The organism is Scandinavium goeteborgense, assembly GCF_003935895.2.
Taxonomy (GTDB): domain Bacteria; phylum Pseudomonadota; class Gammaproteobacteria; order Enterobacterales; family Enterobacteriaceae; genus Scandinavium; species Scandinavium goeteborgense.
Window position 1 is genome coordinate 3,336,239 of the sequence record NZ_CP054058.1, and the last position, 23,697, is coordinate 3,359,935.

A 23,697-nucleotide genomic window follows, 5' to 3' on the forward strand; every position below is an offset into this window, starting at 1 on the left:
CATTTTGAACTACGATCATTGTGCGCTTTGTCAGTCATTACACCTTAGGGGTTTGCTATGAAGTACAGCACCACACTACCCGTAAAAGCATTACCGTCTGCGGAAAAATATGACGGCAAAGGTCCCGAGTACAAGCGCCGTTTCCACGTGATGGCCAAACCCTCCGGCTCCACCTGTAACCTCGATTGCACCTACTGTTTCTACCTGTCAAAAGAACAATTACTCCATCAGGACAGACACACCGGGATGAGCGATGAGGTGCTGGAAAACTTCATTCGTCAGTACATCGACGGACAGGATGGCGAGCAGGTTGTCTTCTCCTGGCAGGGCGGCGAACCGACCCTGATGGGACTCGAATTTTTCGAAAAAGTGGTCGCATTCCAGAAGCAGTACAAAAAACCGGGCCAGCAAATTGAAAACGATTTGCAGACCAACGGCGTACTGATCAACGACAAATGGGCTGCGTTCCTCAAAGAACATAAGTTTCTGGTGGGCATCTCGATTGATGGTCCACGAGAATTGCACGACCGCTATCGCGTCACACGCAGCGGCAAACCGACCTTCGATAAAGTGATGGAAGGCGTCGACGCGCTCAAACGCCACGGCGTTCCTTTCAATGCGCTGGTGACCGTCAACCGCACCAACGCCCGCTTCCCGCTCGAAGTGTATCGCTTCATGACCAAAGAATTGGGCGCGACCTATGTGCAGTTCAACCCGTGCGTCGAACCCGTCGATTTCAAAAGCACCGCGCCGCAGTTCTGGCAGGACGATTCGATTCCGATTACCGGCAGCCGTCGTGCACGCCCAGGTGATTTAGATTCCATCGTCACCGACTGGTCCGTTGACCCCGAAGACTGGGGCACCTTCCTGATTGCGGTGTTCGAAGAGTGGGTCAACAACGACTTAGGTCGCGTACAAGTGAACCTGTTCGAAACCGCCGTGGCGCAGACCATGGGGATGCCGGCGCAGATTTGCACCGCCTCCGAGTTCTGCGGCAAGGGCCTCGCCATCGAAAAAAATGGCGACATTTTCTCCTGCGACCACTACGTCTATCCGGAATACCAGATAGGCAACATCGAGAACAGTAAACTGGCGCACCTCGCGTTCTCCGAACGCCAGCAGGCTTTCGGCATGGGCAAAAAAGATACCCTGCCGAAATACTGCAAAGAGTGCCCTTACCTCAAACTGTGCTGGGGCGAATGCCCGAAAAACCGTCTGGTGCGTACCCCCGACGGCGAGCTGGGTCTGAACTATCTGTGCCCAGGCATCAAAGCCTTCTTTAACTATGCTGAGCCAATTCTGGTTGGGATCGCCACGCTACTGAAACGTGATTTTGCAGGAGTGAAAAAATGAATAGCAGGGAAAAACTGCTTCAGTTAGAACAACGTATGAACACCCAGGTTCTGGGCCAGGAAGAGCTGGTCCGGATGCTGATTATCGCCCTGCTCTGCGACGGGCACGTGCTGCTCGAAGGCTTGCCAGGCCTGGCGAAAACCCGCGCGGTGCGCGAGCTGGCGCGTCACGTTGAAGGCGAATTCCGCCGCATTCAGTTCACGCCTGACCTGCTGCCGTCGGACATCACCGGCAGCGAAATTTATCAGCAGAATGCCACCCGCGAAGAAGACCAGTTCCGCTTCCGTCCAGGGCCGGTGTTCGGCAACGTTATCCTCGCCGATGAAATCAACCGTGCGTCTGCCCGTGTGCAGTCGGCGCTGCTCGAAGCAATGGAAGAACGCCACGTGACTGTCGCCGGGAAAACCTGGCCGCTGCCGGGCGTCTTCATGGTGCTCGCCACCCAGAACCCGGTGGATCAGGAAGGGACCTGGCCGCTGCCAGAAGCCCAGCTCGACCGCTTCCTGATGAAAGTTCTCGTCGATTACCCGTCGAAAGAGAATGAGCAGAAGGTGATGCAGATGGTTCGCGCCGAACAGCAGGCCAAATATCAGGCCCTGGCGAAGAGCGAAACCGCCCCGCAGGATGAAACCCTGACCCTTTCGCAGCAGGAAATTGCCGCCAGCTGGCAGGAAATTTCCGCCGTGTACGTGGCGCCTGCGATTGAGGAATACATCGTCAATCTGATTGAAGCGACCCGTTATCCGCATAACGTCAGCGACACGCTGGCAAGCTACATCCACATCGGCGTCAGCCCGCGTGGCTCGCTGGCGCTTGACCGCTGTGCTCGCGCGCAGGCGTGGCTCGAAGGCCGCGACGCGGTGCTGCCGGAAGACGTGCGCCGTATCGCGCCATCAGTTATCCGTCATCGCCTGATGCTGAGCTACCAGGCCAATGCCGATAACTGCACCGCCGATGACGTGGTGAAAATGCTGCTCGACGCCGTGGTGGCGTAATGGACAGCCGCCTCAGTGTCGACCGTGAGACGCTGCTTGCATTGGTCAATGACGCGCGTCTGATTGCCAACCCGCCGGGGCAAATTCCGCCCAGCGCGTTGGCCGGGGAACGCACCTCAAAACAGCAGGGACGCGGGCTGAATTTTGACAGCCTGCGCCGCTATCAGCCAGGCGACGACGTGCGCCTGATTGACTGGCAGGCAACGGCCCGTCTGCGTCAGCCGTGGATCAGACTGTACAACGAAGAGCGCGAACGCCCGGTCTTTTTGCTGGTCGATCAGCGCCTCGACATGTTCTTCGCCACCCGCGGCCAGACCAAGTCCGTCGCTGCGGCCAAAACCGCGGCGCTGCTCGCCTGGCGAAGCTGGCACGACGGCGACCGGGTCGGCAGCCTGGTGTTTAACGACACCGACATGGCGCTGCAAAAATGCCGCCCGCCGCGCACCAGTCTGAATACCATCCTCGATACGTTACAGCACTACAACCAGCTGCTGCCGGAACAGTATCCGACCGAACCTACCGCGACCGTGACGTTAGCTGATGCGCTACTGCGTGCCAGCAGTGTTATCCCCAACGGTGCGTGGGTGGCGGTCCTCAGCGATTTCCACGATCTGGACCACAATTGCGACGCCCTGCTTGCCGGGCTGCGCCGTCGCTGCGAAGTCAGCGCCTTTGTGGTGCTGGATGATTTGCACAAGCGCCTGCCCGCTTCGGGTTCCCTGGCGGCCACCTGGCAAGGTCACGAAGCGGCGTTTACGCTCACCTCCGGATTAAAGGCGGATATTGAGCAAAGCACCACCGCTCGTCTTGCCCGCCAGCAAAGCCGCCTGACGCGGCTCGGCATTCGTGTGAATCATCTGGTGGTCACTCAGGATCTGATTAAGCAGTTACAAAAAGGTATCTGAATGCTCGAGAAAGGATTTACCGTGCCCGCGCTCTCACAGCCGGCGCTACCTCCCTCTCCCTCCTGGTTCCCTCTGCCGCCGGGCTGGCTGGTACTGGGTGCCCTGCTACTCGCGGTTCTCATCGTTTATCTGTTTTTCTACTGTGCCCGCTACCGCCGCAACCGCTGGCGTCGCGAAGCGCTGTCCGTTTTGCCCGCGTCACACAGCGTCGACGACTGGCTGAATCTGATTAAACAGGTCTTGCTGGTTCACCAGCCGCGCGCGACGGTCAGCAACTGGCTGACCGCAGAAGCGTTGTTGCAGCAGGTTCCCCTTGAAAATGGACTCCGCCTGCAGATGTGCGCCAAATATTGCCAAAGAGATAACCGGCTTGCGGACGATGATGAATCACGCCTGCGCCATCAATTGGCACAATGGCTGAAGGAGCTGCCCGATGTCTGAGCTATTTTCACGGATTGATTTTGCCTGGCCGTGGGCATGGCTATTGCTGCTGTTACCGTTGCTGGGGCGCTATTTGTTGCCGCAGGACAAACAGCAGAAAGAGCACGTTCGCGTGCCGTTTTTGCCCAATCTCATCGACGAATTGAAGCTCGACAGCCTGCCGGTACGCGACGGTTGGCTGCGCGGGGCGCTGTTCTGGCTGGTGTGGGCGCTGCTGGTCTGCGCCCTGACCCGCCCGGAATACCTCACCCCGCCGCAGCATATTCAGAAACCGATGCGCGACATGGTGCTTATCCTCGACGTCTCTGGCTCAATGCAAAAGAACGATGTCGAAGGCGGCATCACGCGTTTGCAGGCTGTGCAGGCATCGGTGCGTAAATTCGTGGCCGCGCGTAAATCTGACCGCATCGGGATGGTGATTTTTGCCAGCAGCGCCTGGCCGTTCGCCCCGGTGAGTGAAGATAAGCAGGCGCTGAACATGCGTATTAATCAGCTCGCCCCGGGGATGATCGGCCAACAAACGGCGATCGGTGATGCCCTCGGCGTGGCAGTGAAAGTCCTCGATTCCGGGACCGATAAAGAGGCCAGCAAACTCGCCATTCTGCTGACCGATGGCAACGATACTGCCTCGCAGCTTTCGCCGGATCTCGCCGCGCAACTCGCAGCCACGCACCACGTTCAAGTGCATACCATCGCCTTTGGCGACACGCACAGCGTCGGGGAAGATAAAGTCGACCTGCCGCTGTTGCAGCAAATCGCCCAAACGACCGGTGGAAAATCGTGGACTGCCGCCAACTCTGGCACAGCGCTCGATAGCGTCTGGAAAGAGATTGACGCCATTACGCCGGTACAGGTGAAAAGCATCGGCTGGTCGTGGCATCTGCCGCTGTTCGCCTGGCCGCTCGGGGCCGCCATGCTGCTGCTGTTCCTGCTGGCGATGGTGCGATTTATCAGGGAGAAACGGTCATGAGTGACTTCCACTTTATTTACCCGTGGCGATTGCTGGGCCTGATCGTTGCCGCCCTGCTGGCATTTTTGCCCTTCGCCGAGGCCAGCGCCTGGCAGCGCATCATGGACAAACCGTTTGCTAAAGCGCTGATTATCGGGCGTTCAAAACGATTAACCCAAGTGTTGCCGTGGCTGTTCGCGCTGGGTGTGATTGCCCTCGCCGGGCCGACCTGGCAGCGTGAGTTTCCAGCCGCCCTGACGCCGGAAAGCAACGTGATGGTGGTCATGCAGCAGGACCTGGCGATGTACGCTCAGGACCTGGCACCGAGTCGCAACGAACGCATGCAAAGCAAAATCAGCAGCCTGATGGATAACGCCCCCGGCGCACGTTACGGCCTGGTGGTGTACAACAATCAGGCGTTTGTCACCACGCCGCTGACCCAGGACCCGCAGTTCTTCTCGCTGTTCCTGCACGCGCAAAACCCGTCGCTGATGCCGGAAGGCCCCGGCTCTGGCCTGAAGGCCGCCGTTGAACTGGCGATCAAAAACAGCCCGGCCTCGCCGCGCAGCCTGATTCTGGTGGCGGATACGCTGACCGACGCCGACGTGGCCTATCTCGAAAAACTCAAAGCACCGATTCAGATTTGGGTACCGGGCACCGCAGCGGGCGGCACGTTGCCGGAGAAATACGCCAGCCGAGGGATCGACACCCGCCTCAACGTTGAGCGTTTCAGTGCGGTGCGCGAGGCCGGTATTCCGGTCACGCTGGTCACCGCCGATGACAGCGATTTGCAGGTGGTGCAGAGCCACATTCAGCAGTCGGTGACACAGCAGAACAACGCCCGCAGCGACCTGCACTGGAAAAACAGTGGCTGGCTGCTGGCAATCCCGATGCTGGTGTTGCTGTTCTTCTGGCGTCGCCAACTGATTTGCATCGCGTTGGTGATGCCGATGATGTTCTGGTCTTCCCACAGCGACGCCGCCTGGCTCGACGCGTGGGTCAACCCGGACGTTCAGGGTCAGCACGCGTTTGAGAAAGGCGACTACCAAAAAGCCGCCGAACACTTCCGCGACCCGCTGTGGCAGGGCATCGCCTGGTACAACGCCGGCAACTTTACTGCCGCGGTAGGCGCATTCCGCCGCGCGCCGCAAACGCCGGAAACGTTGTTGTGGACTGGCAACAGCCTCGCGCAGCAGAAGCAGTGGCAGCAGGCGCTGGACACCTACGATCAGGCGCTAAGCCTGCGTCCGGATTGGAAAATGGCGCGGCAAAACCGCGAAAAAGTGTCGCACATCGTCATGCAGTTGCGTCTGAAACAGCGCGAGGCTGAGCAGGAACAAGGCACCAACCAGGATGATGAAGGGCCAGACAAAGTGCTGAAAGATTTGAAGAAAGGCCAGGGCGTGAAGCAAAAAGACATTGGGGCGATCAAAGGCACTTCGCCGCAACTGAATCAGTGGTTTGAGAATTTACAGGTGTCGCCATCCGGTCTGCTGGAAAGTCTGTACCGCAACGGAGCCCAGGAGACGACGCCATGAAACGCCTGTTAGCGCTGCTGATGGTGGCGATGCTCCCGGCCCACGCGGCAATGGACATCACCCGCGAAATCGTGGCCCCGAAAAGCATTGTGCCGGGACAGCCGGTGACCGTAGCGGTCACCTACTGGACCGACAGCTGGTTTAACCCGCCGCCGTCGTGGCCGGACTTTCCGGTCCAGTACGGCGTGTTGCTCAACACTCCGCTACCGAACCAGCTCCTGAGCCGCCAGCAAAACGGCGTCACCTGGAGCGGCATTCGTCTGGAGCGCCAGCTGATGGCGTGGGATCAGAGCACGCTGCGCCTGCCCGCCATCGATTTGACCTCCACATCTGCCGGTCAGCCGCCAGCGACGGTGCATCTGGACGCCATCGAACTGCCGGTCGTCTGGCCGAAAGGCGTCGAGCAGCCGGACCGCTTTTTACCCGCGCGCGGCCTGACGCTCACGCAGACCATCACCCAGTATCACGCCGGGAAAGATAAAACCCTGCGGGCGGGAGATGCCGTCGAGCGCGTGGTGACGGTCAAAGCACAGAACATCTTGCCGGCGCAGATCCCGCAAATTCTGTACGCCATTCCCGGCGATGAGAGCCAACGCCTGACGCCGCAGAACAGCTTTATCAAAGGTGGCCGCGACGAGATTGTCGGTGCGATGCGCGTGGAAAAACTGCGCTACATGCCAACCGATTCCGGCACCCTGACGCTGCCGCCGATCAAACTTCGCTGGTGGGATACCGAGCACCAGCAGTGGAAACTGGCGGAGCTGAAAGGCGAAACGCTGAAGGTTGAAAGCGCCCGCGCCGCAGGTAAAGAATCCGCCCTGCGCGGCAGCACCGGCGACACGCCGTGGCATGTCGTCATCGGCCTGCTGATTCTGCTGATTATCGGCGCAAGCGGCTGGTTTGCCCGCCGTCAGCTGCGCCAAAGTGCGAACTGGTTACAACACCGCTGGCAGCGCTTCTGGCAGCCAGTCTCATTGCCTGAACTCGCCCCCGTTGAAAGGAAAAAACGATGAAAAAAACACTTCTGGCCTGCACGCTGATGCTGGGTTGCAGCACGCTGGCCCACGCCGACCCGCTTTCCGCCTGGAATGACACTGCGGCCAAACAGTCTATCGAGCAATGGGTTCAAAACTCGACCAAACAAGGCAGCGACACGTTTATTCCGGAAGACCAGCGCTACGTGGTGTTTGATAACGACGGCACCCTGTGGCCGGAAGCGCCGCTGACGTTCCAGGTGAAGTTCATTCTGGACGAAGTTAAGCGCCTGGCGCCGGAGCACCCGGAGTGGAAAAAGGACCCGCTGTTTAACGCGGTAATGAATAACGACCTGAAAGCCATCGAGAAAAGCGGTGAGAAGGGACTGATGAAGCTCCTCGCCGCCGCACAAACTGGAATGACGACGGAAGAGTTTTCAACGCGCGTCGCCAACTGGATGGATACGCACAAAGACGAGCGATTCGGCTGCCGCTACGACCAGATGGGCTACCAGCCAATGCGCCAGCTGCTCGATTATCTGCGTGAAAACGGCTTCAAAACCTGGATTGTTTCCGGCGGCGGCATCGACTTTATGCGTGTTGTTTCGCAGAAAATGTACGGCATTCCACCGGAGCAGGTGATCGGTTCGTTTGCGCTGGGTGAATTTTCTCTCACCGATAACGGCACGCAGATTACCAAAACACTGCAAGGTGCATTTAACGACGATGCGGCCAACAAGCCGGTGGCTATCCACCTGTTTATGGGCCATCGCCCGGTGGGCGCGTTTGGTAACAGCGACGGCGATTTGCAGATGCTGCAATACACCGCCGCGAACCCGAATGTTAAGACGTTTGGCCTGCTGGTGCATCACACCGATGCCGCACGCGAATACGCTTACGACAGTCATCCAACCGCCAGCGGCAAACTGGTTACCGCCCTGCCCATCGCGAAAGCCAAAGGCTGGACGGTGGTGGATATGAAGCAAGACTGGAAAACGGTGTTTGATCCGGCGATGTGTCCGGCGAAGTAAATCTCTGCGGGCTGATGCCCTCTCCCCGCCCCTCTCCCACAGGGAGAGGGAGTAAAAAATCGGCTTCGATGGGTTCCCTCTCCCACAGGGAGAGGGTTAGGGAGAGGGGTAACTCGTGATTTGCAGGCCCGGCAAGCCAGCGCCGCCGGGCGTTGATATCACTCCAAAATCGTCTCACCCACCTTCGTTGGCTTCGAAAACAGCAGCACCAGCGGCAGCAGGATAAAGCACAAGAACATCATCAGCCGGAAATCCTGATAGTACGCCATCACCGTCGCCTGACGGGTCACTTCGTTGTTAATAGCCATCAGCCCGGACATGTTGTGCAGACCGTACATGCCGTGATGAATATCATGCTGCAACGCTTTGTTGAACGGGTTAATAAACCCGGAAAACACACTGTGGTTACGCTGGCTCTGCTGGGCCAGATAGGTCGTCACCATCGAAATCCCGATGCTGCTGCCGATATTACGAATCAGCGAATACAGCGACGTGCCTTCGGTGCGGTATGACGGCGCGAGCGTCGAGAAGGTCAGCGTCGAGAGCGGCACAAACGTCAGGCCCATGCCGATACCCTGCACCACGCCGGAGCTGATAATTTCCCACTGGCTCATCCACATGCTGAACTGCGTCATCTGCCACAGAGAAATCGCCATCACCACCACGCCCAGCGCGATAACGTAACGCAGGTCGACTTTCCCGGCGATGCGTCCGACGACCATCATGCTGAACATGGTGCCGAACCCGCGCGGGGTCATCAGCAGGCCCACGTCGATAACCGGATAGTTCATGAAGTTTTGCAGCAACGGCGGCATCAGCGCCATCGTTGCCAGCAGGATGATGCCCATCATAAAGCTGAACAGCAGCCCCACCACAAAGTTCTTATCGCGGAAAATCCCCGGCTCGATAAACGGTTTCTTAGCGGTAAAAATGTGCGAGACAAACAGATAAAACGCCACGCCAGCCAGCACCGCTTCGATGATAATTTCCCCACTCGAGAACCACTCTTTCGACTGGCCCCGGTCGAGGAACAGCTGCAAGCTGCCGATCGCCACGCTCAGTAAGAAGAAGCCCAGCAGGTCGAATTTCCGTTTTGCATCGAGCGCCGTTTCGGTGACGAAGGTACTGATCCCCAGCCACGCCAGCGCGCCAAACGGGATGTTAATGTAGAACACCCAGCGCCAGCTGTAATACTCGGTGAGCCAGCCGCCGAGCGCCGGGCCGAGGATTGGCCCGACCATCACGCCCATGCCCCACATCGCCATCGCCGAGCCATGTTTCTCTTTCGGCCAGGCATCCAGCATCACCGACTGCGACAGCGGCACCAGGCTTGCGCCAAAAATCCCCTGCAGCAGACGGAAAATCACGATTTGATCGAGAGTCTGTGCAGCCCCGCACAGCATGGAGGCCACGGTAAAACCGACAACCGACCACGTGAACAGGCGCTTACGCCCGATTCGCGCGGCGACAAAACCGGTCATCGGCATCGCAATCGCCGCAGCCACGATATAGGACGTCAGCACCCACGAGGTCTGGTCCTGCGTCGCACCCATTGCGCCCTGCATATGCGGCAGGGCCACGTTGGCGATGGTGGTATCCAGCGCCTGCATGATGGTTGCCAGCATCACCGAGAAGGTGATGAACAATCGTCTGTCGGCAGTACGCTTCAGTGGCTGCGGAGCAGCTATCACATCAGACATAACGGACCTCCTCAGGACGCGCTGTGAGTGCTGGCCTGGGTATCAATTTTGATGGTGGCGCTTAAGCCCGCACGCAGCTGCGGCTGGTTAGAGTCGGTTTCCAGACGGATACGAACCGGCACGCGCTGGGTCACTTTCACCCAGTTACCGGTGGCGTTTTCCGCCGGGATAACCGAATACTCAGCACCCGTCGCCGGGCTGATGCTGCTCACTTTGCCGTGCCAGGTCACGCCCGGAGCGTAGTCGACGCTGATTTCTGCCGTCTCGTTATCACGGATGTGGGTTAAATCTTTCTCGGTAAAGTTCGCTTCAACATATAAATTCTGATCGGAAACCAGCAGCATCGCGGTGGTCCCGCCCTGCACGTATTCCCCGGTCTGCAATACCTTGGTGATATTGCCGGACGACGGCGCATATTCGTTGACGTGAGTCAGGTCATTCTTAGCCGAATTAAGGTGCGCGAGCGCTTCTTTATAACGCGGGTGTTTTTCCACCGGCAGTGAAATATCGCCGCCGAAACTGTCGACCACTTCCTGCAATTGTTTTTGCAGCATGTTCACTTCCAGCGCCATCAGCAGGGTTTTCTGATGTGCACCATCGATTTCAGACGCCGACACGTAGCCCGGGCCGCTCAGACGATGTAAACGCCCTTCTTCACGTTGCGCATAAGCATACTGACTTTTGGATACCGCGATGTTGGCGAGCTTGCTCTGATATTGCGATTTAATAGTTTTTAAATCGATAACGGTATTATTCAGTTCAGACTTCGCCTGCGCCACCGCTAATTCATACGGTTTAGGATCGACGCTAAATAATAAGTCGCCTTTATTCACATGCTGGTTTTCTTTTACCGCCACGTGTAATACACGCCCGGAAACTTCCGCGCCAATTGCGGTTTTATCCGCTTTCACGTAAGCATTATCGGTTTCAACATAACGACCGCCGGTCAGATAGAACCAGCCGCCCGCCGCAACGCCCAGAGTCGGAACGACGAGTAATAAGATAAAACGCAGTTTTTTAATATTCATGTGCAGGTCTCTTTATTCAGGCGATACCCACGTCGAAAAAAGGAAATGAAAATAACGCAGACGCACCGCGCGACGGACAGGCAGCGTCTAATTGAAGTGTTCAGGTATCAGCAGAGTTATTGATGAGATGAATAATACTTAGCCTGCTTATTAAAGACTAAGCAGGCTGTGCTATTAGCGGTTTAATTATAAATTTGATTGGCTGGAGCGCCTTATTTTCAGGCGTCCGGCGAGGGCCAGATGGGTGGCGGCATCTTCGGCATTACAGAGATATTCCACCGCCAGCCTGCCGAGTTCACCATAAGGTAGCTGAATACTTGTCAGCGGCGGCGTCATTTGCTCAGAAATCTTCTGATCGTCATAACCGGCCACCAGCATGGCCTCCGGCACCGGCACACCGTGGGTGGAAAGCGCCTGATAACAGCCAATCGCCAGCCAGTCGCTGGCACAGAAAATTGCGTCGGGGCGCGTCTCGAGAGCCAACAGCGTGATCGTCGCCTGGTAGGATTCATTAAATTGCCAGTTAGTCTGATGCACCCACTCCGGCTGCGGCGTAATACCCGCCTGCGCCAGCGCGGCCTGATAGCCTGCCAGACGCTGTCGGGTGGCCTCCATCCAGGATTCGCCGGTGATATGCGCGATGCGCGTCGCTCCCTGATTGATCAGGTGGCGCGTGAGCTGATAGGCGTTGGCGTAATCGTCCGGCACGAACGACGGCAGCAGCGGTGAATCCGGGTCACGCTGATTGAGCAGCACCAGCGGCAAAGCGGTGCAATCCTGAAACGCGGTCATGTCGACCATCGTCGTGACCGGCGAGGCGAGAATAATCCCCACGCAGTTACGTTTCTCCAGTTGGCGAATGATGTTCAGCGCCAGCTCGCTGTCGTCGCCGTAGTCGTACACCGTGAGCAGCACTTCATTGCGCCACGCCGCATCGCGCGCCTGGCTGATGGCGTCAATAAACGGATCGTAGCTTTGTAGGGAGCTTATCAGCAGCGCGATTTCTTGCTGATTGCGCGGGGAATGAATGGCCGGCAGGCGGTCATAGCCCAGCTCGCTCGCCACGGCGAGAACCCGTTGGCGCGTCTCTTCACTGAGTTTGATATTGCGCGACTGATTAATCACCAGCGATACCGTGGCCTGTGAGACCCCGGCGGCGCGGGCGATATCGTTCATCGTGACCTTATTTTTGCGCTTCATTTTCCCTGCCCCACGGCTAACAGAATCAACATCATACCTGCCCTTGTCTCATTTCGGCAGGGCCGTGCGCCCTGCGTCACGTTTCTTCGCGCTCTGTGCATCGACTTTGTGACGCTGTTCGCTTTTTTACCACCTGCCATTTGCTCATTTATCCGTCGACTAATATTTATTAGCTAAACATTATCAGCCAATGGAGATTACGATGAAAGAGCAATGGAGTCAGGCGCAGGCGCAAGCGTGGTACCAGCAACAGGGCTGGCTGTGCGGCTTTAACTATCTGCCGTCGAGTGCGGTGAACTGGACCGATATCTGGCAGAAAGAAACCTTCGACGCGCCGACCATTGAGCGCGAGCTCGGTTGGGCGGCGGAAGCGGGCTACAACTCGCTGCGTATCAATCTGCCGTTTATCGTCTGGGAGCATGACCGCGACGGGCTGATGGCCCGTATCCATCACTTCTTACAGATTGCCGACGGTCACGGTTTCCGCACCATACTGACGCTGATGGACGACTGCGGCTTTTCCGGTGATGAGCCGTATCTGGGCCAACAAAAAGCCCCGGTGCCGGGGAAACACAACAGTCAGGCGGCGGCGAGTCCGGGCCGGGCGAAAGTGTGCGATCGCGACGAATGGCCGCAAATTGAGCGCTATGTGCGCGACATCGTGCGTGAATTCCGCAGCGATAAACGCGTCCTGCTGTGGGACCTGTACAACGAGCCGGGCAACCGCGGCATTTTCGCCACCGGCACCGTCGAAGTGCAGTATGACGAAAAGCTGGAAAGCTACGCGCACGAGCTGATGCAGCGCGCGTTTGAGTGGGTTCGTGACGAAGATCCTGAGCAACCGCTTACCGTCTGCGCCTGGCGTTTGCCGCCGGAAGAGGAAAACGAAACCTACTATCAGCATCCGCTGGACCAGACCGCGCTGGCGCTCTCCGACGTGGTCAGCTTCCACGCCTACACCAACACTGCACGCATGGTGGCCATCATTCACCAACTCGAGCAACTGGGCCGACCGATATTCTGCACCGAATGGCTGGCCCGCCACGTCGGCAGCACTATTGAAGAGCAGCTTCCGCTGATGCACGCCGCCAACGTCGCGCCGTATCAATGGGGACTGGTGCGCGGGAAGACCCAGACCTGGCTGCCGTGGCCGGTAGTGATTACTCACTCAACGGACTATTGCCGCCTGTGGTTCCACGACGTCTTTGAAGAAAACGGCATCCCGTTCTCGAAAGCGGAAATGAGTCTGGTGCGTAAGCTGAGTCGCATTGGCCTGCACCCTGCCCGTTCATAACATAATGACACTCCCGCCAGTCCGCTGGCGGGGGAAAGGTACGCACTATGGCAAATACGATGAAAATACCGTCACGCGAGTTGTGGTCTTATTTTGGCTATGGTTTAGGTCAGTGTTTTAGCTTTGGTTTAGTGGGTTCGTTTATTAACTATTTTTATACCGACGTGCTGGGCATTTCCGCCCTTGCCGCCAGTACCATTTTCCTGATTGCTCGCGCCTGGGATGCGATCCACGACCCGCTGTTTGCCAGCTTCATGGACACCATCAACAGCCGCTTCGGCAAGTTCCGCCACTTTATGCTGATTGCGCCGCTGCTGATAACCGGCGTGACCCTGTTGTCGTTCTATAAAATTGAGGCCGATACCACCACCAAAATTCTGTACGCCGGGGCGACCTATATTTTGTGGGGCACGCTGTACGCCATTTCCGATATTCCGTTTTGGTCAATGTCGTCGGTGATGACTAACGATTCTGGGCAGCGCACCCGCGCGGTGACAGCGGCGATGCTCGGGGTGAATGCCGGGATCGCCTGCGCCAACATCTTCTTCCCGAAACTGGCGGCGTTTTTCTCCCAGTACAGCGACGACAAAGGCTATTTTATGGCGGCGCTGGTGATGATGCTGGTCGGCCTGCCGCTGATGCTCAACGGCTTTATGCAGATTAAGGAGCGCGTGCCGCCGAGCCCGGAAAAGGTCACCATGCGCGACACTTTCCGCAATTTACGCCAGAACAAGCCGCTGTTTATTATTCTGCTGTCGTTCTTTTTCTGCGTGTTCCATAACGTCGCCAACGGCATTTATATCTACTTCTTCATTTACAACATGGGCGATGCCAGCCTGCAAATGATCATTGGGGTAATGGGAATTGTGGCGGCGGTTGTTTGCCTGGTGGCGCCGATGCTGACGCGTAAGATGCAGAAGCGGAAGCTGTTTATGATCCTCTGCGGGCTGGATGTCGCGGTGCGCGTGGTGATGTGGTTTGCCGGATATCAGCACACCGTGGTGCTGTTCCTGCTGCTGGGGCTGAGTACGCTGTTCGTGATGATGACCAACATTCTGACGTCGTCGATGATTGCCGACACCATCGAATACGCGGAGTACCACACCCATAAACGTTGCGCGGCGATTACCTTCTCCGGGCAGACGTTCACCGGCAAAATGTCGGTGGCGGTGGGCGGTGGCCTGATTGGGGTTTTCCTGACCATGATTGGCTATGTCCCGCAGGCGCAAAGCCAGAGTGACACGGTGCTGACCGGGCTGTTCTTTGGGATATGCCTGTTGCCCGCCATCGGGTCGTTGATTCGTTTGGGCTTTATGTCGCGTTTTACCTTCACCGAAGAGAAGCACGCGGAGATTTGTCGCCTGTTGGCGGAGCGGCGTCATGCCACGGTGGAGGAGGACGTAGACGTCACAACCCGGCCGATTTCAGCGAATTGAGGTGAGAAAATGCCCGGCGGCGCAAGCTTGCCGGGCCTACCAGGGCGAGTTGTGAATCGCTTTATGTAGGCCCGCGCAAGCGGAGCGCCGCCGGGCATTCGATGCACGAAGTAGGCCCGCGCAAGCGGAGCGCCGCCGGGCATTCGATGCACGAAGTAGGCCCGCGCAAGCGGAGCGCCGCCGGGCATTCGATGCACGAAGTAGGCCCGCGCAAGCGGAGCGCCGCCGGGCATTCGATGCACGAAGTAGGCCCGCGCAAGCGGAGCGCCGCCGGGCATTCGATATACGATGTAGGCCCGCGCAAGCGAAGCACCGCCGGGCATTCGATAGACGATGTAGGCCCGCGCAAGCGAAGCACCTCCGGGCGGTCGATGCACGATGTAGGCCTGTGCAAGCGAAGCGCCGCCGGGCAGGCAAACTTACTCTTCGAAGTACCAATAACCCTGGTTGATCAACGCCGTCAGCTCAGCGATAAACGCCGGGTTTTGCAGCGCGTCGCCCAGTTCCTTCTCACCGAGTTCGGTGAAGCGACACAGCGCGTCGGCGGCTTTGGCGTCGACTGTCTTCCAGCCTTCGCTGTTAATAAAGTAGCTGTCACCGATGTTCAACACACGCAGGCCGCTCAGACGAACCAGCATTTCCCCGCCCGTCAGCGCATCCAGCACTTCTTCTTCCGCGTACGGCGGTTCTGCCGGGGCGATATCCAGTTCGTGACGCGGCGTAGAAGCGAAGCGGCCAAACCACTGGGCGAAATCTTCCGGCTGGCTGATAACGTCAATCATCATGTTACGCAGGCGCTCAAGCTCATGCGCTTGCACCTGGCCTGGATGTTCACGGACGGTCAGTTCAGGGTCGGCGTAATGCGCGCCACCGAGATCGTTTTCCAGCGCGTAATCAGCAAAGCTGCTGATCAGGTCGCGGCCGTTCGGCCCACGGAAGCCCACGGAGTAGTTCAGCGTGTTTTCAAACGTGTAACCGTCGTGTGGGAATCCAGGCGGAATATACAGGATATCGCCCGGCTCCATTTCAACGTCAATAATCGGTTCAAACGGGTCAACGTGCAGCAGCGCCGGATGCGGGCAGAACTGACGCATTGGGATGGCATCGCCCACGCGCCAGCGACGGCGGCCCATGCCCTGAATGATAAACACATCGTAGTTATCGATGTGCGGGCCAACGCCACCGCCCGGCACCGAGAAGGAGATCATCAGGTCGTCCAGACGCCAGTCCGGCAGTACGCGGAACGGACGCACCAGTTCCGCCGACGGCGCATGCCAGTGGTTGACGGCCTGTGCCAGCAGCGACCAGCCAGTTTCGCCCAGCCCGTCGAAATCTTCGAACGGACCATGGCTGGCGTCCCATTTACCATCAGTCTGACGCACCAGACGGCTGTCCACTTCCGGCTCCATTGCCAGGCCTGCCAGCTCATCTGGCGTGATCGTGTCAACAAAGTTTGGGAAGGCATTTTTCAACACAACGGGCTGTTTTTGCCAATATTTCTCTAAAAACTCGGGCCAGTTAAGGTTCAGTTGGTTAACCATACAATCACACCAGTAAGAGGATAAACGGTGGTGATTATGCGAGAAGTGGCCAGGGGCGACCTTGTTGAGGGTCAAGGGTTGGCGAAAAAATGAATCATCCCGACTCTTTTTAGAGGGATTTAAGAATTCTTTAAGAACTGGCGAGTAAGATAATCCTTAAGCTAATGAACACGGAATACGTCACTCTGGAGCACTCAACAATGACGAAGAACACCACCCTTGCCCTGCTGCTGCTTGCCCTCCCTGCCCTGCCCGCATTTGCCCAGTCAAACCTGACCGGCTGCGCCGCAAAGAAGGACGACATCCAACAGCAAATCGACTACGCCAAAGCGCACAACAACAGCTACCGCATCGCCGGGCTTGAAAAAGCGCTGTCAGAAGTTTCAGCTCATTGCACCGACGCGTCGCTGCGCGCAGATCGTGAAGCCGACGTGCGTAAAAAAGAGCAGAAGGTCGCCGAGCGCGAGCAGGAACTGACCGAGGCAAAAACCACCGGACGCACGGATAAAATCCAGAAAAAGCAGGAAAAACTGGATGACGCTAAAAACGAATTAGCCGATGCAAAAACCGAACTGAATAAATAACGAAATCGCCTCCGGGCGATTTTATTTTGGTTATCGCGTCATGAAAAAATAAGACACTTCCCGCCCGCCATTTAATATTAAACAAGTCCATTATCAGACCACTTTCCCATTCATTATATAATCAGCAGCGAGTGTTTACATTAAACGATGTACTGTCAGCGCCCCGGTTTTATCCAGCCTGACACCGATGAACCCTTTCTGAATATCCTTTCAGTGGCGATCTTTATTGTTTATGCAATGCGTTGATTTCCGCTTGACGTTGGCAGAAGGTGCTCACCGCTTTCATTTCCAGGCGAATCGTACGCATGAGAAAAAGTAAGAAAATTTTAAAGAATGCCGAGATAATGAGGATGCTCATTGTCCTGTCCTGCGCGGTAGCACTGATTTCTACGGTGCTGAGCTGGTGGCAGATCACGGCAGTTTCACACCACTATATCGCCGCTCGCGAACGCGCCTCGAAATTCAACACTATCAAGCTGATGCTCAACACCAATCATCTGATGGGCAACGAGCGCGGCTACTCCAACGAATATTTGCTGGAAACGTCTCAGGATGAACTGCACGCGAAAACGGCGCTGAACATGGCGCGGGAAAAGACGGATGCGTCTATTCAACAACTTAAAGCGATCCCGGCGCTGACCGCACGCGTGGCCGATGCCGAAGAAGGGTTGAGCATCGCCCGGCGTACCGTCGACAACGTCATGACGGATTCAACCAAAACGCCCACCGAAGTCGCTCGCGCAATGAATGCCTTGCTGGATGCCACCGGGGCGTTTAATAAGCTCACTATCTCGGTCTCGATGAATTTTGCCAGCAAAGATATTGCAGGCACCGGCTATTTTTATACCCTGCTTTCACTCGGCGAAATCAGAGATACGTTAGGCCGCATGGCGACGCCGTATCTGTTTTCCCTGCGTTATGACACCCCAATTTCAAAAGAAGACATGACGGCCACCACCAAACGTCAGGCGCGCCTCAATGTACTTTGGCTACTGCTTGGCGGTTTGAAGGATAATCCGGCGCTGAGCGGCGATCTGCAACGTGCACGCGAAGATTATAAGAACAAGACCGAATTCCTGATTAAGACCGTCGACAATCACATGACCTATAACGGTCTGAAGCATATTGATGCCGTCGTTTTTTCGATTCAGTATCGTGAAGGCTTAAGCCATTTCCAGCTGCTGGAGCAAAAATATCTCGATAATTTGGGCAGCTTCTTCGCGAACCAGACCGAACAGTCGTTCGATCGTTTGGTTGAAGTCATCGTCTCTCTGATTGTCCTGCTGTGCATCATTATCACCATCTGCATCTTTATTAATATGCGGGTGCTGAAACCGCTGCTGACGCTGAATGAAACCATTCGCAATGTGATGGATGACAACATCAATAAGAAAGGCGCTGATGCGGAAGACGCGGCGGAAATTCAGAATTTGTTTAAATCCATCGATCTGTTAGACGGCGTGTTTAAGCAGCAGAAAGCGGAAACCAAAGTGCTGACCCGCAAGATGAATGAAGACCCGCTCACGGGGATTGGTAACCGTCGTTTCTTCAATGAGCAGGTCGCTAAGCTTCCGCAACATATTCCAGAAGACGCTTCCCTGTGGCTGGCGATTATCGACGTCGATCACTTCAAACGGGTCAATGACACCTGGGGCCATCCTTTCGGCGATGAAGTGCTGATTGGCCTGGCGCGCACGCTGCAAAGCAACTGCCGCGCAGGGGACTTTGTCGCCCGCTTCGGCGGGGAAGAATTCGCGGTGATGTTCAACGCCGAGTCAGACGTTCAGGCACAACAAATCCTCGCGCGTTTCCAGGAGACTATCCGGGCGATGCGTTTTGTCGCGCCGGATGGCAATCAGGTTGGCATCACCGCCAGCTTTGGTGCCGTTCAGGTTGATGACGCGTCTATCGAAACGCTGCTGGAAAAAGCCGATGCGGCGCTGTACCAGGCGAAAGCCGACGGACGTGACCGCGTGTCGTGGGCTTAAGCCTGCTTTAACGCTGATAACCCGGCCCAGGAATCCCTCTTCCTGGGCGCACCTCTCCCGGCAAGTCCCGAATACCCGCCCCTCTTCCCCGCGCTCTGCATTAGCCCAAAAAAAAACGGCTTTCCCGTGAGAGAAAGCCGTTACCAAAAGGGTAATTGAAAAGAAAAGTCAGACTCTTTTTACCGATGAGCGACCGGGATATTGGCCGCTGCGGCAGGAGGAACAATCGCTTTTACGCTCTGCAACGCAGGCGTTGCCGGATGCGCGACTTTGTCACCATCCTGGCCGAAGAAGTCTTTTAAGGTATCCGATGCGGTTTTCGTCAGGATCATGATTTCAATACGACGGTTCGCTTCATTCTTCGGATGCGCTTTATCCAGCAGCATCTGGTCTGCCATGGCGTTAACCTGCAAAACCTTGCCGCTCGGCATACCCGCATTTTCCAGAATTTGTCGCGCCGCCAGGGCACGATCGCCGGACAGATTCCAGTTACTGTAATGCCCACCGCGGTACTTCAGCGCATCGGTATGTCCGGTGATAATCATTTTGTTATCCAGCGAATCAAATACCGGCGTCAGCTGGGTCAGCAGCGTTTTAAAATACGGTGAAATGCGGGTGCTGCCGACGGAGTACATCTGGCGATGTTTGTCATCTTTGATCAACACGCGCAGCCCTTGAGGCACAATCTCAATCTCGAGGTTCGCATCCATCTTCGCCTTCTGGGCAATGTTATAGATGGTGGTCGCCAGTTCCCCTAACTCACGCGCATTCTTCTGCTTCAGCAGCGCGGTGTTTTCCGTGCTTCGGATAGGCATGTTCAGCTGGTTATTCGCGACGGTATGATGCGCATTGGCGTGCGCAATCCTGTTCGCCAGCGCGCCGTGCATGCCCTGGGAATGAATCGGATGCATCGCCGCGGAGATGTTGTTGAGCGGCGCCATGCCGCCCCCGTGAAAGATGGACTGGTTATACAGTGCCGCCACAACCTGCGCGCGCTCCTTTTTGCTGACGCTGCCAACAATCCACAGCGTCATAAACAACGCCATCATTGCGAGGGTAAAGTCAGCAAAAGCCACTTTCCATGCGCCGCCATGATGGGCCGCATGGCCCTTTTTTACCTGTCGGCGAATAATGGTTTTGCCGGGCACCCGCTCCCGACGACCGGGTCTGTTTCTTACACTCATTCCTGCTCCAGCATCGCGTTAACCCAGGAGTCAAGATTGGAGAAGGTCGGCTTCGAGGCCAGATGCAGCAGTTTACGACCGGCATCCACCGCCAGCAGCGTAGGTTTGCCCGCCGCCTGCGCCACCAGCACGGTACGCACACACTCCAACAGCGAGTGCTCAGCACGCGCCTGCAGTTCCATGGCGTTGGAAAGGGGGTCCATGATGCAGTAACAGATGAAGACGCCCATGAAGGTTCCCACCAGCGCCGCCGCCACTTTCAGACCAATCAGCGCAATCGAGCCATCGATGGACTGCATGGTGATGATGATCCCCAGTACCGCCGCACAGATACCAAAACCAGGCATCGCTTCCGCCGTACGCTGTAACGAACGGGATGGCGTCAGCAGGGATTCTTCTGCGGTTTCCAGTTCCTGATCGAGAATGCTCTCCAGCTCGTGGGCGTCAATTTTGCCCATCGCCATCAGGCGGAAGTTATCGGCAATAAACGTCACCAGACGCTGCTGGGTCAGAACCAGCGGGTATTTCTGGAAAATGGTACTTTCCGACGGCTGTTCGATATGCTGATCGAGCGCACGCAGGCCGCCGTTCTGCACGGTTTCCAGCAGTTCATACAGGCACAGCAGCATCTGGCGCTGAAATTCCGGCCCCATTTTCTTCTTGCTGATAACGCCTTTGATCTGGTGGAAGATTTCCTTCAGAACGTGCATTGGGTTACCAATGATCATCGCCCCTGCACCCGCACCAATAATGATGATCATTTCCGCAGGCTGCCAGATAGCGACCAGCTGTCCACCGGCTTCAAAATACCCACCGAAGACACACACCAGTACGACAAGTAACCCCAATATTTTTTGCATGACACCCTCAATTCCTGTTACTGGCAGCGTTATGTCGCTGCCTGTTATTCCTGATTAAAATAGGCGTGGATCTTTTCCATGATCCGCTTATTCATCTGACAAACGCGGGATTCCGTCACCCCTAACACCAGTGCTATCTCTTTGAGATTCATGCACTTCTGGTAGTACATTGCCAACACCTGCCCTTCGACCTCCGTCAGCTGCGCGAGCGCTTTGCTGAGGAGATCCTGGGTAATGAACTGATCTTCAAGCCGACGACCCTGGAAAATATGCTCGTCCTGATCGGTGGACAGCAGTTCGTCCAGGCTGGACATCGTTTCCGCATTTTCTAGCTGGAGATATTCCTGGTACTCGTTGGCATCAATCCCGTGAGGAGCCAGCTCGCTCCACTCCGGTTCATGCCCTAACTGCTGGCGTAGAGTTCGGATCAAGTCTTTGATGCGATGGTATTTTTGCCGCAACTGTCGCGGACGCCAGTCCAGGCTGCGCAGTTCATCGAGGATCGCCCCACGAATGCGCTGGCTGGCGTAACCGGCAAAGTTTTCGTCTGGCACACCAAAACGGCGAATAGCGCTGAGTAAACCCATCAGCGCTATCTGTTCCATATCCTGTCGCTCAATGATGTGACTGCATTGATGCGACAGCTGACGAACGATTTTCCGCACCAGAGGAAGCCAGGCCATGAGGTACTGGTTTTCTTCCTGTGGTGTCATTTGGAGCGTTACCTGGAACGCTTGCCCTTCATACTCTTGCTGCATCGTATACTTTCACGCTTCTCTACGGCCTGCGGTTACTGGAACACGGCTTTGGTCACCAGCACATCGCAGAATGGCTGTTCCATATGGCGGTTTTGCAATTCGCTTTTCAGCGCATTGGCCAGCAGATCGCGGATCTCCGGCACCTTCATGTACTGAATATCGTCGAAGCTTTTCTGCGATAACGTGCTGACGATAATGCTCTGATACAGCGACTCGTCATCTCGGACGGTGTTCTGCTTCTCTTTGTCGTTCACGGCCAGCGCCAGTTCCATCAGCACGTAGTGGTGAATGCCATTGCTGTCATTGAGCGTGACAACGGTTTCCGGCATCGAGATAAAGCTCAGGTTCTCGGGGTTAATCGGTGCGGCTGGTGCGGCCGGTCCAGCGGCAGTCAGGTGCGGCAATTTGCCCGATTTCACGAGGTAAAAGCCCACCCCGCCACCGATAAGTACGACGAGACAAGCGCTAATGAGACTGGCGGCAATAATCTTTTTCATGGGTTAACTTAAACTTTAAGCAGAACGGATTCGTTCCGGGATAAATCGGGAGCGTCGTCGGTAAAGCGGGAAGCCAGCACGGCGGCCTCTTCTTCCTGACGCTGTTGTTGATGCTGCTGCTGAGACTGACCGTCCGATGAGACCTGCACGTTCACCTGCATGAAGTTCTGCTGGACCAGGTGCTGACGCAGATGATCGGAGAACTGCTGCAACGTCTTCATGACGTCAGCCTGGCTCGCGCCAATGTGCACGTTCAGGTTCTGGTTGGCGTCGAGATGCACGACGATCTCCAGCTTGCCCATCGACGGCGGATCAAGGCGGATCGTCGACACCTGCTGCTGGTTTTGCAGCTGGAACTGGATCCTGTCCTTGAGCAGATCATTGAGCTTTTCGCCCAGTTCATCCGCCGAGGTGCTGGCAACCGGCACGGTCATCACCGGCATCGTCGAATCGGTCTCAGACGTCGCGCGTGAGGAGAAGTCGCTCATGGCGGCAATTGCCGTCAGTGGCGCGTCGGCCTGCTTTTGGCCCGCATCAACAACGTGATTCGCCACCGTCGTTTTCAGCGCGGCATGCAGATTCTCATGCAGCGTGGCCCGGTTATTGGTGACGTTGGTCGCCGCCTGTCGATTGCTGCCCAGCGCGTGAAGGTTCTGCGCGGCAAACTTAGCGAGCGTCGCCTGCTGAGAGGCGCTGCCCTGCTGCTGCTGCGCGGTGGCCTGGTTTAACAACGACTGCAATGCCTGCGGCAACACGTGCTCGCTCTGGCTTGCGTCCTGCTGCTCGCCATGGGCGGACATCATTCCCATCAGTTTCACCAGCGAACGGGCATCCACCCCGGCCAGCGCCGTGGTTTTCATCATCGCTTGCCCGGCGGCAGGCGCCTTGTCCTCTGGCGTGGCGGCAGGCTTCGTCAACAGCATTGCCATCAGCGCGCTTAAATCCTGCGGCAGCGTGTCAGTATCAGGCTGGCTCTCTTTCGTGGCGTGCGCGCGATGTCTGGACATCACGCCCGACGTGGCGTTTTCTAGCGAAAAATCACCCGCGTCGCCGCTCTGTGGCTGAACAGCGGTCGACTCCGGGTCTGCCAGCAGCGTTGTCACTGCCGGTTGAACTGAATTCATTCTTGCTCCGTGAATAAATTGACCATTGAGTAAGCCAGCATCCCTTCTTTGTTACTTTGATGCTCTGCCATACGTTTTTTCAGTAGCGCGACGCGAGTCTCCCGGCGCTCTATGAGGCTGCCGAACGCGTCATGCAGCATTTTTTTGGTTTCCTGTAGCCGAAGCGCAGAAGATTCCTGCGCTTCGTACTCAGCGAACACCGACATGACTTGCTGATTGAGACCCGGCATCCGACGCCAGCGCTGCTGATCGAGCGCGGCGTTCATGTCGTCAATTAAGGCAACCAGCTGCTTGCGTAATTGTTCACTGGACATCAC

At 56.7% G+C, this 23,697-nt stretch carries 23 protein-coding genes; 12 read left to right on the plus strand and 11 right to left on the minus strand.

All coding sequences use genetic code 11. The features are described from left to right. Window positions 1–57: 57 nt before the first annotated feature. Genes A8O29_RS16835 through A8O29_RS16870 form a run of 8 tightly spaced genes read left to right on the plus strand, consistent with a single transcriptional unit; the run spans window position 58 to window position 8,186 of the window. The gene (locus tag A8O29_RS16835; RefSeq protein WP_125355234.1) at window positions 58–1,353 is read left to right on the plus strand and encodes an anaerobic sulfatase maturase; all 1,296 of its coding nucleotides are present in this window, start codon (window positions 58–60) and stop codon (window positions 1,351–1,353) included. Then, window positions 1,350–2,348: an AAA family ATPase gene (locus A8O29_RS16840; protein WP_125355235.1), complete on the plus strand. Its 999-nt coding sequence runs from the start codon at window positions 1,350–1,352 to the stop codon at window positions 2,346–2,348. Before A8O29_RS16835 ends, A8O29_RS16840 begins: the two co-directional genes overlap by 4 nt. Next, window positions 2,348–3,253 (plus strand): DUF58 domain-containing protein, encoded by a 906-nt coding sequence (locus A8O29_RS16845; protein ID WP_125355236.1) that lies wholly within the window; start codon window positions 2,348–2,350, stop codon window positions 3,251–3,253. Before A8O29_RS16840 ends, A8O29_RS16845 begins: the two co-directional genes overlap by 1 nt. Beyond that, complete coding sequence (locus A8O29_RS16850; protein ID WP_125355237.1) at window positions 3,254–3,694, plus strand: DUF4381 family protein; 441 nt, start codon at window positions 3,254–3,256, stop codon at window positions 3,692–3,694. After that, window positions 3,687–4,664, plus strand: a complete 978-nt coding sequence (locus A8O29_RS16855) for a VWA domain-containing protein (RefSeq protein WP_125355238.1) — start codon at window positions 3,687–3,689, stop codon at window positions 4,662–4,664. Before A8O29_RS16850 ends, A8O29_RS16855 begins: the two co-directional genes overlap by 8 nt. After that, on the plus strand, window positions 4,661–6,181 hold the full coding sequence (locus A8O29_RS16860; RefSeq protein WP_125355239.1) for a tetratricopeptide repeat protein: 1,521 nt from the start codon (window positions 4,661–4,663) through the stop codon (window positions 6,179–6,181). The genes A8O29_RS16855 and A8O29_RS16860 overlap by 4 nt, the downstream gene beginning before the upstream one ends. Beyond that, window positions 6,178–7,194 carry a BatD family protein gene (locus A8O29_RS16865; protein ID WP_125355240.1) on the plus strand — a complete coding sequence of 339 codons (1,017 nt, stop codon included), beginning with the start codon at window positions 6,178–6,180 and terminating at the stop codon, window positions 7,192–7,194. Before A8O29_RS16860 ends, A8O29_RS16865 begins: the two co-directional genes overlap by 4 nt. Beyond that, window positions 7,191–8,186, plus strand: a complete 996-nt coding sequence (locus A8O29_RS16870) for an HAD family hydrolase (protein ID WP_125355241.1) — start codon at window positions 7,191–7,193, stop codon at window positions 8,184–8,186. Before A8O29_RS16865 ends, A8O29_RS16870 begins: the two co-directional genes overlap by 4 nt. Before the next feature lie 158 nt (window positions 8,187–8,344). On the opposite strand, the gene A8O29_RS16875 is transcribed toward A8O29_RS16870, so the two are convergent. The 3 genes from A8O29_RS16875 to A8O29_RS16885 all read right to left on the minus strand — a co-directional run bounded on the left by A8O29_RS16875 (window position 8,345) and on the right by A8O29_RS16885 (window position 12,114). After that, window positions 8,345–9,886, minus strand: coding sequence for a DHA2 family efflux MFS transporter permease subunit (locus A8O29_RS16875; RefSeq protein WP_133461956.1), 1,542 nt, complete (start codon window positions 9,884–9,886; stop codon window positions 8,345–8,347). A gap of 11 nt (window positions 9,887–9,897) precedes the next feature. Next, the gene (locus A8O29_RS16880; protein ID WP_125355715.1) at window positions 9,898–10,914 is read right to left on the minus strand and encodes an HlyD family secretion protein; all 1,017 of its coding nucleotides are present in this window, start codon (window positions 10,912–10,914) and stop codon (window positions 9,898–9,900) included. Between the two features lie 186 nt (window positions 10,915–11,100). Then, window positions 11,101–12,114 (minus strand): LacI family DNA-binding transcriptional regulator, encoded by a 1,014-nt coding sequence (locus tag A8O29_RS16885; RefSeq protein WP_125355717.1) that lies wholly within the window; start codon window positions 12,112–12,114, stop codon window positions 11,101–11,103. Between the two features lie 202 nt (window positions 12,115–12,316). Between A8O29_RS16885 and A8O29_RS16890 the strand changes: the two genes are divergently transcribed. Then, a complete protein-coding gene (locus tag A8O29_RS16890) occupies window positions 12,317–13,408 on the plus strand; it encodes a cellulase family glycosylhydrolase (RefSeq protein ID WP_125355719.1) in 1,092 nt (363 codons plus the stop codon). 47 nt (window positions 13,409–13,455) lie between these two features. Then, the gene (locus tag A8O29_RS16895) at window positions 13,456–14,844 is read left to right on the plus strand and encodes an MFS transporter (protein ID WP_125355721.1); all 1,389 of its coding nucleotides are present in this window, start codon (window positions 13,456–13,458) and stop codon (window positions 14,842–14,844) included. 419 nt (window positions 14,845–15,263) lie between these two features. On the opposite strand, the gene A8O29_RS16900 is transcribed toward A8O29_RS16895, so the two are convergent. Beyond that, on the minus strand, window positions 15,264–16,385 hold the full coding sequence (locus A8O29_RS16900) for a ribosomal protein uL16 3-hydroxylase (protein ID WP_125355953.1): 1,122 nt from the start codon (window positions 16,383–16,385) through the stop codon (window positions 15,264–15,266). Between the two features lie 200 nt (window positions 16,386–16,585). On the opposite strand from A8O29_RS16900, the gene A8O29_RS16905 reads away from it, so the two are divergent. Continuing rightward, window positions 16,586–16,969: a DUF1090 domain-containing protein gene (locus A8O29_RS16905; protein WP_125355955.1), complete on the plus strand. Its 384-nt coding sequence runs from the start codon at window positions 16,586–16,588 to the stop codon at window positions 16,967–16,969. Window positions 16,970–17,192: 223 nt separating this feature from the next. Here A8O29_RS16905 and A8O29_RS22880 read toward each other — a convergent pair whose 3' ends face one another. Then, entirely contained in the window at window positions 17,193–17,327 is a 135-nt protein-coding gene (locus A8O29_RS22880; protein WP_258167211.1) for a hypothetical protein, read from the minus strand. Here A8O29_RS22880 and A8O29_RS16910 point away from each other — a divergent pair. Continuing rightward, window positions 17,320–18,957, plus strand: a complete 1,638-nt coding sequence (locus A8O29_RS16910) for a GGDEF domain-containing protein (protein WP_174081382.1) — start codon at window positions 17,320–17,322, stop codon at window positions 18,955–18,957. The genes A8O29_RS22880 and A8O29_RS16910 overlap by 8 nt on opposite strands. Before the next feature lie 179 nt (window positions 18,958–19,136). Here A8O29_RS16910 and lafU read toward each other — a convergent pair whose 3' ends face one another. From lafU to A8O29_RS16940, 6 genes are read right to left on the minus strand one after another with little or no spacing between them, the layout of a single operon-like run. After that, entirely contained in the window at window positions 19,137–20,141 is a 1,005-nt protein-coding gene (gene lafU / locus A8O29_RS16915) for a putative lateral flagellar export/assembly protein LafU (RefSeq protein ID WP_125355365.1), read from the minus strand. Then, on the minus strand, window positions 20,138–21,001 hold the full coding sequence (gene motA / locus A8O29_RS16920) for a flagellar motor stator protein MotA (RefSeq protein ID WP_125355366.1): 864 nt from the start codon (window positions 20,999–21,001) through the stop codon (window positions 20,138–20,140). Before motA ends, lafU begins: the two co-directional genes overlap by 4 nt. Before the next feature lie 44 nt (window positions 21,002–21,045). After that, window positions 21,046–21,759 (minus strand): FliA/WhiG family RNA polymerase sigma factor, encoded by a 714-nt coding sequence (locus tag A8O29_RS16925; protein WP_125355367.1) that lies wholly within the window; start codon window positions 21,757–21,759, stop codon window positions 21,046–21,048. A 32-nt stretch (window positions 21,760–21,791) separates the two neighbouring features. Further along, window positions 21,792–22,256 (minus strand): flagellar basal body-associated FliL family protein, encoded by a 465-nt coding sequence (locus tag A8O29_RS16930; protein WP_125355368.1) that lies wholly within the window; start codon window positions 22,254–22,256, stop codon window positions 21,792–21,794. 8 nt (window positions 22,257–22,264) lie between these two features. Further along, on the minus strand, window positions 22,265–23,380 hold the full coding sequence (locus A8O29_RS16935) for a flagellar hook-length control protein FliK (protein ID WP_125355369.1): 1,116 nt from the start codon (window positions 23,378–23,380) through the stop codon (window positions 22,265–22,267). Then, window positions 23,377–23,694, minus strand: coding sequence for a flagellar protein FliT (locus tag A8O29_RS16940; protein WP_125355370.1), 318 nt, complete (start codon window positions 23,692–23,694; stop codon window positions 23,377–23,379). The genes A8O29_RS16935 and A8O29_RS16940 overlap by 4 nt, the downstream gene beginning before the upstream one ends. Between the last annotated feature and the right edge of the window lie 3 nt (window positions 23,695–23,697).

Coding starts and splice junctions, on each gene's coding strand:
- motA (WP_125355366.1), bottom strand. CDS start 21,001: ATGCAAAAAATATTGGGGTTACTTGTCGTACTGGTGTGTGTCTTCGGT.
- lafU (WP_125355365.1), bottom strand. CDS start 20,141: ATGAGTGTAAGAAACAGACCCGGTCGTCGGGAGCGGGTGCCCGGCAAA.
- A8O29_RS16875 (WP_133461956.1), bottom strand. CDS start 9,886: ATGTCTGATGTGATAGCTGCTCCGCAGCCACTGAAGCGTACTGCCGAC.
- A8O29_RS16880 (WP_125355715.1), bottom strand. CDS start 10,914: ATGAATATTAAAAAACTGCGTTTTATCTTATTACTCGTCGTTCCGACT.
- A8O29_RS16845 (WP_125355236.1), top strand. CDS start 2,348: ATGGACAGCCGCCTCAGTGTCGACCGTGAGACGCTGCTTGCATTGGTC.
- A8O29_RS16905 (WP_125355955.1), top strand. CDS start 16,586: ATGACGAAGAACACCACCCTTGCCCTGCTGCTGCTTGCCCTCCCTGCC.
- A8O29_RS16850 (WP_125355237.1), top strand. CDS start 3,254: ATGCTCGAGAAAGGATTTACCGTGCCCGCGCTCTCACAGCCGGCGCTA.
- A8O29_RS16860 (WP_125355239.1), top strand. CDS start 4,661: ATGAGTGACTTCCACTTTATTTACCCGTGGCGATTGCTGGGCCTGATC.
- A8O29_RS16890 (WP_125355719.1), top strand. CDS start 12,317: ATGAAAGAGCAATGGAGTCAGGCGCAGGCGCAAGCGTGGTACCAGCAA.
- A8O29_RS16855 (WP_125355238.1), top strand. CDS start 3,687: ATGTCTGAGCTATTTTCACGGATTGATTTTGCCTGGCCGTGGGCATGG.
- A8O29_RS16910 (WP_174081382.1), top strand. CDS start 17,320: ATGCTCATTGTCCTGTCCTGCGCGGTAGCACTGATTTCTACGGTGCTG.
- A8O29_RS16940 (WP_125355370.1), bottom strand. CDS start 23,694: ATGTCCAGTGAACAATTACGCAAGCAGCTGGTTGCCTTAATTGACGAC.
- A8O29_RS22880 (WP_258167211.1), bottom strand. CDS start 17,327: ATGAGCATCCTCATTATCTCGGCATTCTTTAAAATTTTCTTACTTTTT.
- A8O29_RS16865 (WP_125355240.1), top strand. CDS start 6,178: ATGAAACGCCTGTTAGCGCTGCTGATGGTGGCGATGCTCCCGGCCCAC.
- A8O29_RS16930 (WP_125355368.1), bottom strand. CDS start 22,256: ATGAAAAAGATTATTGCCGCCAGTCTCATTAGCGCTTGTCTCGTCGTA.
- A8O29_RS16885 (WP_125355717.1), bottom strand. CDS start 12,114: ATGAAGCGCAAAAATAAGGTCACGATGAACGATATCGCCCGCGCCGCC.
- A8O29_RS16900 (WP_125355953.1), bottom strand. CDS start 16,385: ATGGTTAACCAACTGAACCTTAACTGGCCCGAGTTTTTAGAGAAATAT.
- A8O29_RS16895 (WP_125355721.1), top strand. CDS start 13,456: ATGGCAAATACGATGAAAATACCGTCACGCGAGTTGTGGTCTTATTTT.
- A8O29_RS16925 (WP_125355367.1), bottom strand. CDS start 21,759: ATGCAGCAAGAGTATGAAGGGCAAGCGTTCCAGGTAACGCTCCAAATG.
- A8O29_RS16835 (WP_125355234.1), top strand. CDS start 58: ATGAAGTACAGCACCACACTACCCGTAAAAGCATTACCGTCTGCGGAA.
- A8O29_RS16870 (WP_125355241.1), top strand. CDS start 7,191: ATGAAAAAAACACTTCTGGCCTGCACGCTGATGCTGGGTTGCAGCACG.
- A8O29_RS16935 (WP_125355369.1), bottom strand. CDS start 23,380: ATGAATTCAGTTCAACCGGCAGTGACAACGCTGCTGGCAGACCCGGAG.
- A8O29_RS16840 (WP_125355235.1), top strand. CDS start 1,350: ATGAATAGCAGGGAAAAACTGCTTCAGTTAGAACAACGTATGAACACC.